The organism is Lignipirellula cremea (genome assembly GCF_056501455.1).
In genome coordinates this window covers 733,160-748,132 of record NZ_CM151415.1, presented here as the reverse complement: position 1 = coordinate 748,132, position 14,973 = coordinate 733,160, and the positions used below count along the sequence as shown (strand labels likewise).

General features: G+C 68.1%; 6 protein-coding genes. 2 read left to right on the top strand and 4 right to left on the bottom strand.

Annotation, left to right across the window (positions count from 1 at the left end; all coding sequences use genetic code 11):
* The first annotated feature begins 42 nt into the window (after nt 1-42).
* Entirely contained in the window at nt 43-1,104 is a 1,062-nt protein-coding gene (gene rlmN, locus SH602x_RS02930) for a dual-specificity RNA methyltransferase RlmN (protein ID WP_479475381.1), read from the top strand.
* A gap of 294 nt (nt 1,105-1,398) precedes the next feature.
* Complete coding sequence (locus SH602x_RS02925) at nt 1,399-2,322, top strand: DUF1559 family PulG-like putative transporter (protein ID WP_479475380.1); 924 nt, start codon at nt 1,399-1,401, stop codon at nt 2,320-2,322.
* Nucleotides 2,323-2,404: 82 nt separating this feature from the next.
* Here the strand turns inward: SH602x_RS02925 and SH602x_RS02920 are convergent, their stop codons facing one another.
* From SH602x_RS02920 to SH602x_RS02905, 4 genes are all read right to left on the bottom strand, one after another.
* The gene (locus tag SH602x_RS02920; protein WP_479475379.1) at nt 2,405-3,541 is read right to left on the bottom strand and encodes a serine hydrolase domain-containing protein; all 1,137 of its coding nucleotides are present in this window, start codon (nt 3,539-3,541) and stop codon (nt 2,405-2,407) included.
* Nucleotides 3,538-4,335 carry a hypothetical protein gene (locus SH602x_RS02915; RefSeq protein WP_479475378.1) on the bottom strand — a complete coding sequence of 266 codons (798 nt, stop codon included), beginning with the start codon at nt 4,333-4,335 and terminating at the stop codon, nt 3,538-3,540. Before SH602x_RS02915 ends, SH602x_RS02920 begins: the two co-directional genes overlap by 4 nt.
* On the bottom strand, nt 4,332-11,030 hold the full coding sequence (locus SH602x_RS02910; protein ID WP_479475377.1) for a hypothetical protein: 6,699 nt from the start codon (nt 11,028-11,030) through the stop codon (nt 4,332-4,334). The genes SH602x_RS02915 and SH602x_RS02910 overlap by 4 nt, the downstream gene beginning before the upstream one ends.
* 230 nt (nt 11,031-11,260) lie before the next feature.
* Nucleotides 11,261-14,731 (bottom strand): hypothetical protein, encoded by a 3,471-nt coding sequence (locus tag SH602x_RS02905; protein WP_479475376.1) that lies wholly within the window; start codon nt 14,729-14,731, stop codon nt 11,261-11,263.
* Between the last annotated feature and the right edge of the window lie 242 nt (nt 14,732-14,973).

The window sequence follows — 14,973 nt, the reverse complement described above, 5'->3', positions numbered from 1 at the left end:
GGTCAATGACCCACCCTACGAAGAAAGAACGCTCGAACGCATATGCCAGCCTGGTTTTCCTTACCCGAATCCGAACGCGTCGCCTGGCTCGTCGAGCATGGCCAGCCGAAGTTCCGCGAGAAGCAGATCCGCAAGTGGATTCTGCAGAAGCGCGCGGATTCCTTCGCGGCGATGACCGACCTGCCGCAGAAGCTGCGCGACGAACTGGCGGCGAACTTCGTCGTCCTGTCGTCGAGCGTGGCGCTCCACAAGAAGGCCGCCGACGGTACGGAGAAGCTGCTGGTCGAGATGTCTGACGGCAAGCGGATCGAGTGCGTCCTGATCCGCGAGGGCGACCGCCGCACGATCTGCATCAGCACGCAGGTCGGCTGCGCAATGGGCTGCGTCTTCTGCGCCAGCGGACTGAACGGCGTCGAGCGAAACCTCTCCACCGACGAGATCGTCGAGGAGGCTTTGCACCTGCAACGGCTCCTGCCCGAGGACGAACGGCTGAGCCACATCGTCGTGATGGGGATGGGCGAACCCCTCGCGAACCTAGACCGGTTGCTGCCGGCGCTCGACGTCGCCAGCTCGCCAGACGGACTGGGCATCAGCGCCAGGCGGATCACGATCTCGACCGTCGGCCTTCCGGCCGCCATGCGACGGCTGGTCGATCGCGGCGCGAGGTACCACCTGGCCGTGTCGCTCCACGCCCCGAACGACGAGATTCGCGATCGCCTGGTTCCGGTGAACGACAAGATCGGGATGGACGCCGTGCTGGCGGAAGCCGATCGCTACTACGAGGAATCGGGTCGCCGGCTCACGTTCGAGTACGTCCTGCTGGGCGGTCTGAACGACGCGCCCGAGCATGCCGAGGAACTGGCCAGGCGGCTCCGCGGGAAGACGGCGCTCGTGAACGTGATTCCCTACAACGCGGTCGCGGGTCTGCCCTACAAGACGCCCTCCGGCAATTCGACCCACCGCTTTTGCCGGATTCTGACCGACGCGGGGATCAACGTTCAGGTCCGCGAGCGGAAGGGGGACGAGATCGACGCCGCCTGCGGCCAGCTCCGCCGGGAGCAGGAAAAGCCGCTCGTTTCGCTGGAATCGAGCGATCTTTCGTAGGGTGGGTCATTGACCCACCTGTCGCTCGACGACTGGTTCGACGAGATCCTGTTCGCGGCGATCTGCCGAACGCCAACGCGACTCGCTATTCCGGAAAAAGGTGGGTCAGCGACCCGCCCTACGAAAAAACCAGTCGAGATTCGCCGAATTTTCGCGCTTCCGAAAGAGCCGTTCGACTCGACATCGGTCGCGGCGCTTGCAAAAATGAATCAGTCATCGAGCGTGCGCGACTCGCTCATTCGGACGATTCGTCCCCCCGTCGCGCCCGTTCGCTCTTCTCTGGGAGGCTCCGCTGTGCCCCATTCGCGATCTCGGACCGGACGATCCGCCTTTACGCTCGTCGAGCTGCTGGTGGTGATCTCCATCATCGGCGTTCTGATGGCCCTGTTGCTGCCGGCGGTGAACGCCGCGCGGATGGCCGCGCTCCGGGCGACCTGCCAGGCCCGGCTGGGTCAGTTGGCGCAAGGGACGCAGAACTACGAGACCGGAAAGAAGAAGTTCCCCAGCAGCGTCACCTGGGCCGAGAACGGTCCTGCGCTTACGAACACTCTTCCCTGGGCCGTGCGGATTCTGCCCTTCATCGATCAGCAGAATGCGTACGATCAAATCGTGAATCGCGACCCGACGATGGCGTCCGCGCAGTACGTCGAAACGCTCGTCTGCGCGGCGGACGCCGACGCGGGCGACGGACCGGTCCTGTCGTACGTCGCGAACGTGGGACGCCCGGACGAACTTGGTTCGCCGATCGCGAGCTCGGTCGGAACGCTGCCGCGGAACCTGAAAGCGAACGGCATCTTCCATGACGCCCGCGCGTTCCCGCAGCATGACGTGAACATGCTCTACGTCACCAGGGGGGACGGCGCCTCGAACACGCTGCTGTATACCGAGAACCGCAACGCGACGACCTGGACCGACCTGAACGAGTACAACCTGGGCTTCGTCTGGGCGGTCGACGCCGCCGAACTGGGCGGGACGGCGATGGACGTCATCAACTCGCCGGACACCGGGTCGACGGGGTATGCGTACGCTCGCCCTTCGGCGAATCATTCCGACATCTTCAACAACGTCTTCGCCGACGGCTCGGTCCGACCGCTCAGCCAGGAAATCGACATGACCGTCTTCGCGAGGATCATGACGCCGCGAGGCGGGGATACGCTGCCGGCGGCCGTCGCCGCGTTGCAGAGCGTCCCGGTGACCGCCGGCGACCTGACCCCCTAATCGCGGACTGTCGCTCGCACGAGTCAAGAAAAGCGCCCGCTCCGTTCGAGCGGGCGTTTTTCATGCGCCTGATGCGCTCCTGTCAACCGGCGTAGCGGTCGACGGCGTACGAGGCCAGCGCGTCGCACAAACCTTCCGCCTCGGAGCCCCCCTGGTTACAGGCGACGACCACGCCGAAGCCTTCCTGCGGGGCGAGCCACGCGACGGCGAAGTTCATCGTGTTGGTCCCGTTGTGGGTCAGCACGGGGCCGCGGCTCCACGATCGCTTCAGCGAATGCCAGCCGAGCGCGTAGCCGCCCCCGCCCTCGACCGGTTCGTGCAGCGTCGCCAGCGTTTCCGCGCCGACGATCCCCTGGGGCTCGCCCTTCAGGTGGAGTCGCACGAACTTCGCCCAGTCGCGAATTGAGGCGTGGACGGTCCCTCCCGGTCCGATCGCAGGCGGGTTGTCGCCGAACGGATGCGGCGGCACGGGATCCGGACGGTGACCCCATGGCTGGTCGACCATGTCCCTCGTGGCCGGCGCGCCGAAGCCCGCGCTGGTCATGTCGAGCGGCTGGAAGACTTCTCTCCTGAGCAGTTCTTCCCACGCGACGTCCTGCATCCGTTCCAGCGCCGAGCCGACGATCGTGTAGCCGGTATTCGAGTATTCGAACTTCGTCGGTTCCTCCCGCGGCGGCGCTGCGAGCGTTTCGCGCACGAGCATTTCCCGGCTCTTCCGAGGCGCCATGTCGCGGTCGCGAAACAGGCGATTCCAGAGATCCTTCTCGATCTTCGTGGGGACGCCGCCGACATGACTCAGCAGCCGGCGGATCGTGACGTCGCGATAGCCTTCGTGAATCTTCAGCTTCTGGAAGAGCTCCGCGATCGTGGCGGTCCAGGCGAGGTCGCCCCGCTCGACGTACTTCCCGACGAGCGTCGCGGTCATCGCCTTCGTGCACGAGCCGAGATGAAACTTGTCGTCGATCGTCGCGCGGACGTCCGTTCCGCGTTTGCGCACGCCGGCGACTCCTGCGCCGCGAAGTTCGCCCTGCACGAGGACGGCCATCGCGGCGGCAGGCACGCTCGTCGCGCGCAGCTTTTCAGCGACGACGTCCGACAGATCTTCCTCGGGCGACGGTCGCTCATCCGCGAACGACCGCCGCGGGTCGTACAGCGAAACCGCCGCGAGCCCGGCAGCGCCTGCGGACAGAAACATTCGCCGATCAGGTTTCCGATTCATCGCACGCCTCGAAAGTAGACCACGGGGTCGAGCGCTCCCTCGGTCCGAAAGCGGAGCCGCCTGCCGATCGCGAGGACCGTCACTTCGTCGTCGATCCGCTCCGACGAAAAGACCTGCCAGCGGGCCCACGCCCGCGCGTCGACCGCGCGGGTCCAGCTTCGCGGCGCCGTGCCGGCGAGCACGCCGTTCTGCCTCAGCGTGCGCCTGGCCTCGGCGACCGCAGCGACGAAGAGCGCCTGCTGAGCAGCATAATCCAAATCGGACTCCCCTCCGGAGAGGCGTCGATCGTCAGAACCTGTCGCGGCGAAGCGCTCCCCCGCGTCGCGCGGAGAATCGGGCATCAGCACGGCGGCGAAAGAGCCCGATGCGAACGGCAGCCGCGCCGCGTCGAGCGCGACGAATCGCGGACGCGCGCCCGACGGCATCCTCCACGCGGCGCCGATCCGGTCGAAGTTCTCCTCGCAGGCGTAGGCCCAGTCGCGACCCGGCTGGTCAGGCGACCGCCGCGGTCGGATCGCGTACCGCAGATCGCCTGCGACGACGCGGTCGGCGCCCCGAATCGTTCGGCAGAGAGCGGCGGTGGAGAGCGACGATCCGGCGAAGAGTTCCAGGATCTCGCCTCGCTTCAGCGCGTCGCGCTGGGCGATCCCTTCGCAGAGGAACGTCGCCTTCTCCGCGCCGAGCCGACTGATCCAGGGGGGAGCGTCCGACGCGGTCCTGGCCCACACGACCGGGCGGGGAAAGTCGTCCGGCCCGTCGCGGAACGGATTGGCGTCGACCTCGGCGCGAATCATGGCGCCGGAGCGCGACGCCCTCGCGCGGGGAGCAGGGGCAGCAACCAGCGCCGGGCCGCCACCAGGGCGAACGCGAGGAACGCGAGCGCCATCGCCGGGGCAATCCAGCCTGCGGGAACGAACAGCGGCGCGAGCGCCACGAACGCGAGCGTCCCGATCGGAAGGGGCATCTGCTCGAACCAGCGCAGCAGCGTTCGCCCGAAGAACGCGACGACCAGACAGAGGAGCACGATCGCCGAGGTCTCCGCGATGCGCCGCCAGGGAACTTGCCTCGCTTCTGTACGACTGGTCACGGCCAGATCGATCGTTGACAGATTCGCGCCGTCGCCGAGCCGCATCGCGAGGAGCTTGGCGCCTCCCGGCTCGAACGGCGGATCGTTCGCGCTCGCGGCGTCGCCGAGAAGATCGGCGTCGGACTTCGAAGCCGTCGCGAACTGCCGCAGCGTTTCGCGGTAGGGTTTCATCGACGCCTCGATCCGGGCGAGCGCCTCGTCGCGCTTCGCGGAGGCCGGCTCCGCCTGCGCGAGACGCTGCAACGCCGTCAGATCGCCGAGCCGCATCTGCGCGAAGGAGCGAGTCTCCTCCGGCGCGAAGCCGTCGGTCCGCGACGCCGCCGCGGCGAAGGTCGACTCGAACGCGGCCAGACGCGCCTCGACGTAGTCGAGCGACGTACGATCGCTCGCCTCGTTCGCGACGATCGACCAAGGCGCGGCGGACGACGCTTCGACGATCCACGCATCGGCTCGCGAAACGCCGTCGCCCAGGACGGGCGAGGCGAGGGTCAACGTCGCTCCGTCGCTTTCCGCCGAAACCTTATCCGCCGCGACCGCGCCGCGGTAGGCGAGCGTCAGCCGGAACGGCAGCGCCGTCGGCAGGAGCGTCGCCCGGATGCCGTTCGCCGTGGGCGTCCAGCGGCAGGGGATGCCGTCGACGTCGAGAGCCGTCGGAGTCGTGCCCGCGGGCATTCCGATTTCGAGCGTCGCATGCTCCTGCGGAGAGACGTCCCACGCGACGACCGCGCGGTACTCTCCGGGCGCCTCGAATCGCAGGCGGCGTTCGGTCCAGTGGATCGCGAGCGGCGTCGCCGTCTGCGGATCGACCCGCCGGGCGCGAGCGGAGAAGGTCTCGTCCGGCGCTTCGAACGCGATCGCGTCGCCGCCGAGCGCGGCGATGCGCCGTCCGATCCGTTCGTCGTCGCGCGCAGGCTGGAGACGCGTGACCGACCACGCGACCTCCTCGTCCTCCAGCCTCTCCGGAAGCAGCACGAACCGATCGCTCGTCGCGACGTTGAGCAGGCGGATCGGTCGCAGCGCCGGGCGACCTGCGGCGGCGGGATCCAGCGGCGCCGACAGCGTCACCGACGCTCCCGGCCCCAGCGGTTGCAGCGGCACGAAGATCCAGTAGCGACGGTCCGGATTGGCCGACTCGCGCACCGTCAACGTTCCGGCAGGCGACACGACCTCCGGAGCGCCGAGCGTCGCCGGGGCCTCCGTCGCGAGTCGATCGATCAGGCCGGAACCCGGGTCGACCTCGACGTCGAACCGCGCGGTCTGGCGAAGGTCCTGCGATGCGACGCTGGTCCACAGGGTTGCGCTGCCCGGCGCCGCAGGACGCGAACGGAGCGCCGGCGGGGCAGGCGCAACTCCGTTCGAGGCCTCGACGCTCTTGACCGACAGGAAGGCTCCGACGCCGCGACCCTTGCCTTCGATGTAGGCGCCGGGGACGAAGGACGGGTTGACCTGAAACCCTGCTCCGGCTTCGATCGAGACGTCGAGTCCCGCTCTCCGGTAGACCCTCAGATCGATCTGACTCAGAGAGGCGCGTCGCAGCGTCGGCGTGGCGAGACTCGCCGATCCGTCCCGCAGACCGCGAATCGACGCGTCGATCACGATCGGCGCGGACGGCTCCGGAACGGCTCCGCTCGTCGGCAGCTTCACGAACAGTCGACGGGCGTCCCGGCGCCAGAGCAGGGGCGTGCGCGAGTTCGCCGGCGCCCGATAAACGTCCGCTACCTCGATCGCCTCCGGAAGATCGATCTCCTGCCAGCGTTCCGTCCCGACGGGCATGGCGATTTCGTACCGCACGCTTACGTCCGCAGGCGAGACGAAGAACTCGGCCTGCACGGCATAGAACCGCGACGCGATCGAATCGAGCACGACGAAGTTCGCCGACTCGCCAGGCGGCGCCAGGCGCACGAGGTCCTCCGCGACGGGCAGTTCCAGCGCTGCGGGAACTTCCCGAGCCGTCGCCGCGCGGCCCGGCGCGACCGGCGTCCACTCGGCGTTGACGGCGAACTTCTTATCCAGCGTCGCGAACGTCGCCGCCGGGACGAGGCCGTCGATCGTCAGACGGGGCGTACGAAACAGGCCGGCCTCCTGCGACGATTCGGGAAGCAGCCCGAAGTCGAAGACGATCTCGCCCGCCCGCGGTTCGTCGAAGACCACGTCGAAGCGACGAAGTCCCGGGGTTTTCGAGGCGAGGTGTTCGATGCGGTAGCTCGCGCCCGGGGCGGACGCGGCGTCGACCGACCAGCCCGGGCCGACTTCGACCGTCGAGCGGGACACGAGCACGCCGAGCGGAGCTTCGCCCGTCACCCGTGCGTCGATGCGGCAGGCGGCGGGGTCGCCCGACAGGATCAAACCGGCGGTCCAGCGAAGGGCGGGTCCCGCGCTCGCGCTGCTCGCGGCCCGGCGACTGCTGAAGGTCAATTCGCTCGCCTGCCCCAGATCGATCTCCACATTCTCGCGATTCGGCCGTCGCTCTCCCGCGCCGAGCGCGCCGGTCACGCTCAGGTCGTCCAGAGCGTCGGCCGGTCCGGTCACGAAGAGCTTCGCCCAGGGGATCGGCAGGATCTTCACCGAGCGCGCTCCGCCGGGCAGATCCGGAACGACCAGCGGGTAAAAGGGAATCGCGAGTTCCCGGCGGCCCTTCTGTTCGAAGCGCAGCGACAGCGCGTCGCCCGTCTCGTTCCATTCCACCTCGACGCTGCCGGCGCCGGCGTCCTCCATCATGCCGGCGAACTCCGCATACCGACGATTCAGCGGAAGAGTCGCCACAACGCCGTCGGCGAAGGTCTCGATCTCCAGTTGCAGCGTCAGTTGCGACAGCCGCGGCATGCCGTCGATCAGCCCGGGCGACATCGTCCCTTCGTAGGCCGCATCGACGATCCGCCACTCCTCCGCGGGTCGCGCGAGCTCGCGCTCGACCGCGAGGAAACGATCGTAAAACTCTCGCGAGGCGTAGTAGTAGGCGCCCGTCGGACGGCCCGCGTCGTCGGTCGGGATCAGCACGCGATAAGTTCGCGACTCCGACTTCGGCGCCGCGACCTCCTGTGCGAATGCGGAAAGCGCCCCGGCGGAGGCGAGCGCGAGCGTCGCCAGGATCGACGCCGTCGCCAGGCCGCGTTTTCCGTCGCCTCGTTTGCCGTCGAGCGGTTCTTCGGACGACGACGCGGCGATTCGGAACTTGCGGAACGACGCGCAGCAGACGAGACCCGCGGCCGCGCCGTAGAGCGCGCCCCAGCGGAGCGCCTCCGCCTGCTCGGGCAGAAACGCGAGAGCCGCCGCGAGTGCGGCGATCACGATGGCGCTGGCCGCAGGCGAACGCGATGCGAGCGCCCAGACGAACGCCGCGGTCGCGAAGAAAGCGATCCAGGCGGCCTGAAGGATCAGATCCGTGCGATAGACGTCCAGCTTCAGCGGCCGGTCGGCGGAGAGGGCGACGAAGGCTCGCCCGCCGAACGAATCGCCGGTCGCCGGTTCGCTGGACGCCTCTCCCGAAGCGGAAGCGTCCGCTCCGGTCGCGTCGTCGTCCTCGGCGCCGCGCCATCCGTCGGCATCGACGGCGAACGCCACGGCGCCGCGCGGATCGACGCGCCACTCGATGACGTCGGCGTGCAGGTTCTCGATCTGCGGCAGCGAGACGTTCTGCTCGCTCCAGAGCGCGAACGCCGGCAGGGGCTGGAAGAATCGCACCTCGATCGTATGCAGGCCCGACGGAGCCGCCAGTTCGACGACGCCCTTCGCGCCCGGGGTGGATGCGGTTTCTTCCTGCTCGCCGATCGCACGGACTTCGTTCAGTAGAGCGCCGGTCGGCGCCGCGATGCGGAGCTTCGTCGGCATCGACGGCGAAGCGGCCTGCGCTCGATAGATCGCGAGATGATGCAGTCCCGCGGACGAAATCTCGGTCGACAACGCCACGGGCGCGCTCAGCGACAAAGCCGGACCACCGCTGCCGGGAGCAGGTTCCAGCGAAGCGTTATGCCGCCGGGCCGGATCGTAACGGAACCGAATCGCCTCCGGTTCGTCCGGATCGTCTGCCGCCGGAACGCGTTCGAGACCGACGCCGGTCGCTTCGCGTTCGGCGAGCAGGTCGGCTTCGATGGAAAGGCGTCCCGTCTGCGAGAGAGCCGCCGGCGCCGACGCGAGCGGCGCGGCGAGCGAGTTCTCCTCCAGCAGTTCGTACGCGGCGAGAACTTCGAAGGGCGTCGCGACCGGTCGCGCGAACGTCAACTCCCACGTCTCGCCCCCGTCCGGCGTCGCGGGAGCGTCGCCGATCCGCTGCGCGTCGAAGGGGACGTCCTCCGCGTCGGGGGCACTCCATCGCGATCCGGGCGGCAACGGCGAAGAGAAGACGACCAGCAGCCGGTCAATCGGCGCCGAAAGCGACAGGCATTCGATCTGAATGCGTCCTGCCACCGACGCGCCGGAGCGCTCCAGCGAGGTCGTCGATCGCACGTCGAGGCGACTCTCCTCGGTTTCGAAAGCGAACTCCATCGCGCGAAACGCCGCGTCGTCCTTCAGGAGGGCTCGGGGAGCGGTCGACCCCAGACTCGCCCGCTGCGCGGCGGAAAGATCCGTTCGCGTCAGCGTCCGCCAGTCGTCGATCCGGACCGGTCGAAAGCGGAAGGACGCATCGTCGAAAAGCGCGATCGCCCGATTTTCCTGCACGTTCTCGACGAACTCGAACACGCGGAGCGTCTCGCCCGAACGGACCGAGTTCGGGTCGTCCACCCGCAGATGGGCCTCGCATCCGACGCGGACCGACTGCCCGGGCAGAATGCCGTCGCGGAATCGCAGGCGGATCGTCCGGCGTTCGTCGATCGACCAGTCGAGCAGGGCGCCCGCCGGTTCGACTTCGATCCGGTCCAGACTCCAGGGGCCGAGCAGGCGCAACTGCTGTTCGAAGATCGGGCCTTCCGATGCGGAGATTTCCGCGAACAGCGACGCTTCCAGCGACGATCGCCCGGCCCGCAGCGACAGGACGGACTCGACCGAGCCGCGTCCAGGCGGACGGCCGAAACGTGCCGCGACGGTAGACTGTTCGCTTCGATGTCGATAACGTTCACCGCCCGATCCGCCAGAGTCCGGACCTGCCGCGGGAACGCAGTCGGCGCAGACGATCCCCTGGATCTCGAGCGGCGGTTCGGCGACGACGGTCGACGATTCGCCCGCCCAGGTCGCGCCGGCGACGCGAACCTGCGGAAGGGGCGTGTCGCCCGTCGCCTCGAACTGAGCGATGCCGCGCACCGTGAGTTCGCTTACCGACGGAGCGACGGCAGCAGGAAGTTCGGCGACCCACTCGACGCTGCCGGTAGCGTCGGGCAGGGCCTCGCTTCGTACGAGGTCCAGCCGCGTCTCGCCATGCAGCGCCTCGATCGGCGAAACGGCGCTGGGAAAGAGCAATCGCACCTGGTCGAACTCGCCCGCGCGGCAGTCGAGCGTCACGTCATACTCGACGTCCAGCCCTTGCAACGAGCGGACGTAGCGGTTGGCGACGCGATAGAGGAACTCCTCCGGCGTCGGCTCGCTCACGGACGCGAAGCGCAGCTTGAGCGTCTCCTCCGCGAGCGGATGGCCTTGCAGCCGATAGATCGCGGACGGCGCGACTTCGCCTCCCGACTCTCCCTCGGCGACTCGCTCGACCAGCCAGTCGCTGTCGGTCGAAACCTGGACGCCGGGGGGAACCGCCAGCCAGAGCGTCGTGCGAAGCGACTGGGGCAACCGCCATTCGGCGATGCGGGTTCCAACGTCCGTCGCCTCGGTGCGGGCCGACCAGGCCGTCGTGGCGGGAAGGCTTTGAGGAAACTCGCCGCCGAGCAGGCCGTCCGCACGCAGAAACAGACGGGGCCGGTTCGTGTCCGACGCCAGCGCCGCGGCGTCTCCGTGCGCCTCGATCGCCGCGACCGCGAAGTCGGGAATCGCGGGAACGTGCTCGGTCGCGAAAGGGGGATCGAGGAAGAGGTTCGTCGATCCCAGAACGGCAGTCGCGTCCGTCGATGAGGAGGCCGACTTCGCCGGCGTCCAGCGAGCGATGCCGCTGACGTTCTCGCCGTCGAAGATCCCGATCCAGACCGCGCTGGTCAATCGCGTTCTCGCCGGCTCGACAGCCGACGGCGCCTCGCGCAGGCGAGCGACGGTCGCCTCGAACTTGTCTCGCGGGAGCGGCACGAACCCGGCGCCGACCTTCTCGACTTCCGCACGCGGAACGTAGGTTCTCCGAAAGTCCAGCGTCGATTCCTGGCCCAGCAGGGAGACAGGCCCCGGGCAGAGCATCGAGAGCAGCGCCGCCGCGGCGAAGAACCCCCGCAGCCATCCGCCGCACCCGCACAGTGACTTCCCCCGCGCATCGTCGCCCGCTTGCGCTGCGTCAAACGCATCGAGCGACGAATTCGAGGGAGTGCGGGTTCGGGTCATGTTGCGTGTGCGGTCGCCGGAGCCCTCCGGGCAAGTCGGCGTAGAAGGATCGTGCTAGTAGTTCGAGTCTCGGTAGAAGTCCTCTTGTCCTCCGGGTGCCACTGGCTCCGCCAGCGCTTTTCCGGAGGCCGGATCACTCATGTTCGACGACCGTTCGAGCTGCGGCACTGGCGGAGCCAGTGGCACCCGAAACTCTTCGATCAAGCCGACGGATAACGATGTACAAACCGCTAGGCCGTGATTTCAGCCTGAGGAGACTGCAACGACTGCGTGGAGACTTCGCGTTTCTCTTCGAGTCGCGTCCCCTGTTCGGAATGTCCGCGACGGGAAGTCGTAACGGAACGAACCGACGGGGCGGGCGCGGCGCGACCGTTGATCCACCAGTCGATCGCCGCCGCAACGACCGCGAACGCCAAGCCGAAGGCGGCGACCTGTGCGGCAGGCAGCGCCAATTCCGGCGCCCAGAGCGCCAGCAGCGCGATCGCCACCGCGGCGGCTAACGCGACCCACGCCCGCCGTACGCGCGGAACGTAAATCCATGCGGAGGCGAGCGCGAACGCCGCCAGGCCATACAGCAGGTAAGCCCAAGTTCGCGGCACGGCAACCAGACGAACTCGCTCGGGCGGCTGAAAGGCGCTGTAGACGACGATGCCGGTTCGAGAAGCGACGGGCGGCTGCCTGGTCGCGTCCGTCCACTGTTCCAGTTCGCGCAGCGTCAGCGCCGGTTCGGGCACGAAGCGCCAGCCAGTCCACTTCCAGTTCGTTTCCGCTCGCATGCCCCGGGGCGCGGCCAGAGCGGTCTCTTCCGGCGGCAGACGGACGCTCCAGTGGAACGGAGCGCCTTCGGTCTTCAGGTTCGTCTCGGGAAGAGGGGACGACAAACCGTTCCAGGACGAATCGCGCGTCTCGGCGTACCAGATCTCGAGCGTACCGGGCGCCTGACGGGCGACGCTTCCGTCAGCGTCGAGCGCCGAGGGACCTGCTTCCGAGAGATCCACCAGGAGTTCGCCGTCCAGCGCGGCAGGTTGCTCGACGCCGTTCCACGCCACCACCGCCGAGGCCGGCAACGCCGTCTCGGGCAGGCGCACCCGCAGCGAGCCTTCCGGATTTCGCACGCGAACGACGAATCGTTGCCGCAGGCCCATGGCGCTCGCCTCGGTATGCAGCCACATCCGTTCGGCCCGCGGGTCCGCGTCGGGAACGATCTGTCGCAGCGAGCGGCGGAAGTCGATGGCTGAGAGGCTCGCGGCGTTCGCGGCGATGAACCGATCGACCCCTTCGGCAGAAGTGGCGGATTCTCTAGTCGCCTGCCAGCGATCGCCGACCATCTCCAGCCGCGCAGGAGCCGCCGAACGTGCGACCGCCGGTTGCACCGTGCGCTGGGCGTCCGCCGGAAGAATGACCTGTGCCAGGCGCACGCTCTCCTCGGCGGTTCCGGCGCCTACCGGCAAGTCGCGAGTCCAGCGCATGCCGACCGTCGTCAGGCCCGCGCGGGGGGACCCGATCGCGATCCGAAAACGCTTCATTCCAACCGGCGTTTCCAGCGGAGCTTCCAGCGTCGGATCGACGTTCTCGATCAGCGTCGGAGTCGCCGCGACGCCGTCAACGGTTACCGCCGGCGCCGACCCTTCGAGCAGGCGCTCGACCGGGATCCAGAAATCCAGGCGGTCCAGCGTTCCATACGACGACTGGACCGCGAAGCGCTGTTCGACCGCGATACCTTCCGCGCTGACCGTCAGTTCGGTACGTTCGTCGACCGCCAACTGGCGTGACTTCGCCTCCGCGGTCAGCACGATCCGGGCGTCGCTCACGTCGCCGTAATTTCGATAGACGATCGGCGCCTGCTGTCGCTCCTCCAGCGCGATTTCGGAGGTCCAGACGTCCGGCGCCAGGCCCTGGGTCTCGTCCCGAACTTCGAGAACCTGCACCTCGTCGGCGGACTGCACCACGATCATCGCCGGGTTGACGACCGCCTCCTCGATGCGCGGAATCGACAGTTCGATTCGCGTCTCGCCCTCGGGTCGTCGCTTCGTCGCGAGGATGCGAATCTCGGCTTCGCCCGACTTGATGTTGGAGCCCGCCGCGAAGGGCACGCTCAGCGGATCGACCTGCGTGAGATTTAGCCGTTCCCCGTCGACCAGCGTCGACGGACCGACCTCGGTGACCGTCCAGCCGGGCAACTGCACCTTGAGTTCGCCGACGCCGTGAAAGCGGCACGTCAGACGCAGGTCCAGCACGGTCTCGCGACGTCCGACGTCGAACCGCACGACCGGGTCGACGATGAGTTGGCTCGTCCGCGGTTCGACGGCGATTTCGAGCGGCGCGGGCGCCTGCGAGTAAGCGAACATGGCGGCGGCGCCCGGCTGGTCTCCATCATCCGCCGAACGATCGATTCGCTCGAGCGATCCGCGCGGCGTCCAGCCCAGGTTCCACTTGTCGGAGTCCATGACTTCGACCGTCCCCGACTGCCGCACCGCGCGCACCAGCCGGGGACGCTCCAGCACGATCCGGTCGGAGGTCGAAGAGACCGCGCGGTAGACCAGCGGAAAGCGGAAACTCGTCATCGCGGGCATCGCCGCGTCGACCCGCAGCAACGTCCCGCCTCCGCCGCTGGGCAAGATCCGCTGACGCTCTTCCGGAGTCGCGATCATGACGGTCGGCTGACCCGGCGACGGCGCTCCCGCCGCAGGAACGAAGTTCGCCCCCTGAGGCAGCACGACGTAAACGGTCTTGAGCGGACCGTCGAGCGGCTGCACGAGGAATGACGACTCGCAGGCGGCCTCGGTCTGAGAGTCGACGGAGATTCGCGACGTCTCGATCGCTTCGTAAGTCGCGACCGCGCTCTCGGATTCAGCCGGCTTCGACCAGGAAATCGCCGCCTCGCCCACCAGCCGCAAGGCGATGGAGGTCCTCTGGCCGTCGAACGTCGGCTCGCGAACGATTGCGCGGGGAGCCTCTTCGACCTGCCACGGGCCGCCCGCGATCGACAACCGGGCGGTGGAACTCGTCGCGCTGGGCAACGTCGCCCGCCACGTCTGATCGGCGTAAGCGTCAGTCGCCGTCGAAATCAGAGGGAGCGAAAGCTCGAGCGTCTCATCCGGTTCGCCTTCGACGTAGACGACCCAGCCCTCGGCCCCGTCGTATTCCAGGTCGAACGCCTTTCCCGTCGGCGACTGAGCATCGCCTTCCAGGGCCATTCCGTCGAATCGCAGCGGCACGCGAGCCCAGCCCGAACGGTGCAGCTTGATCTTGAATTTGGCCGTCGCCGAAACGCGCTTCGGATCGATGCGGACGTCGACGTCGACTTCCTGCAGCGAATAAGCTCGCGGCGACTCCTCCCCGCCGTCCGCGGCCAACTTCTGACGCAGGAACTCTTCCAGTTCCTCGTAGGTGTACGCCTTGATGACCGGGACGAGGTTCCCCTCTTCGTCGAACAGATAAAACGTCTCGAGCGGCGATTCGTCCACCCGCGGCGGCGCGGGCGTCGCAGGCATCGGCGTCGACGAGCCGGTCGCAGGCGGATCGACCGCTGCGGCGCTCGATGAGGCCCCCGGCGAAGAACCGGGCGACGATCCCGGCGCGACCGGGCTCGCAGGCTGGGCCGCCGTCCAGGCAGGCGTCGACAGGGCGAACGCGGCCGCCAGAAGCGCCGTCGCCGTGAGGCGCAGCGATTCGCGAATCATTCGCGGGCGACGGTCCATGAGGCGGACGCAAGACGAAGAAGAAAAGCGGCAGCCGCTTCCCAGCGAAAGCGGCAACGACCGGCGACGTGAATTCGACGCCCTCTATTCTACCGCTGAGCACGCAGAATCGAGCGTTTCCCCCTCCGCTCCGGTACGGAAAACCTTGCCGGCTGGAACGGATATGCAAGCGGCCCTTGCGTTTAAGTCGAACCGCGTCAGCACGATTCCGTAGCGCCGCTCGTCACCGGAATCTATCGCCG

Coding starts and splice junctions, on each gene's coding strand:
- SH602x_RS02910 (WP_479475377.1), bottom strand. CDS start 11,030: ATGACCCGAACCCGCACTCCCTCGAATTCGTCGCTCGATGCGTTTGAC.
- SH602x_RS02920 (WP_479475379.1), bottom strand. CDS start 3,541: ATGAATCGGAAACCTGATCGGCGAATGTTTCTGTCCGCAGGCGCTGCC.
- rlmN (WP_479475381.1), top strand. CDS start 43: ATGCCAGCCTGGTTTTCCTTACCCGAATCCGAACGCGTCGCCTGGCTC.
- SH602x_RS02915 (WP_479475378.1), bottom strand. CDS start 4,335: ATGATTCGCGCCGAGGTCGACGCCAATCCGTTCCGCGACGGGCCGGAC.
- SH602x_RS02905 (WP_479475376.1), bottom strand. CDS start 14,731: ATGGACCGTCGCCCGCGAATGATTCGCGAATCGCTGCGCCTCACGGCG.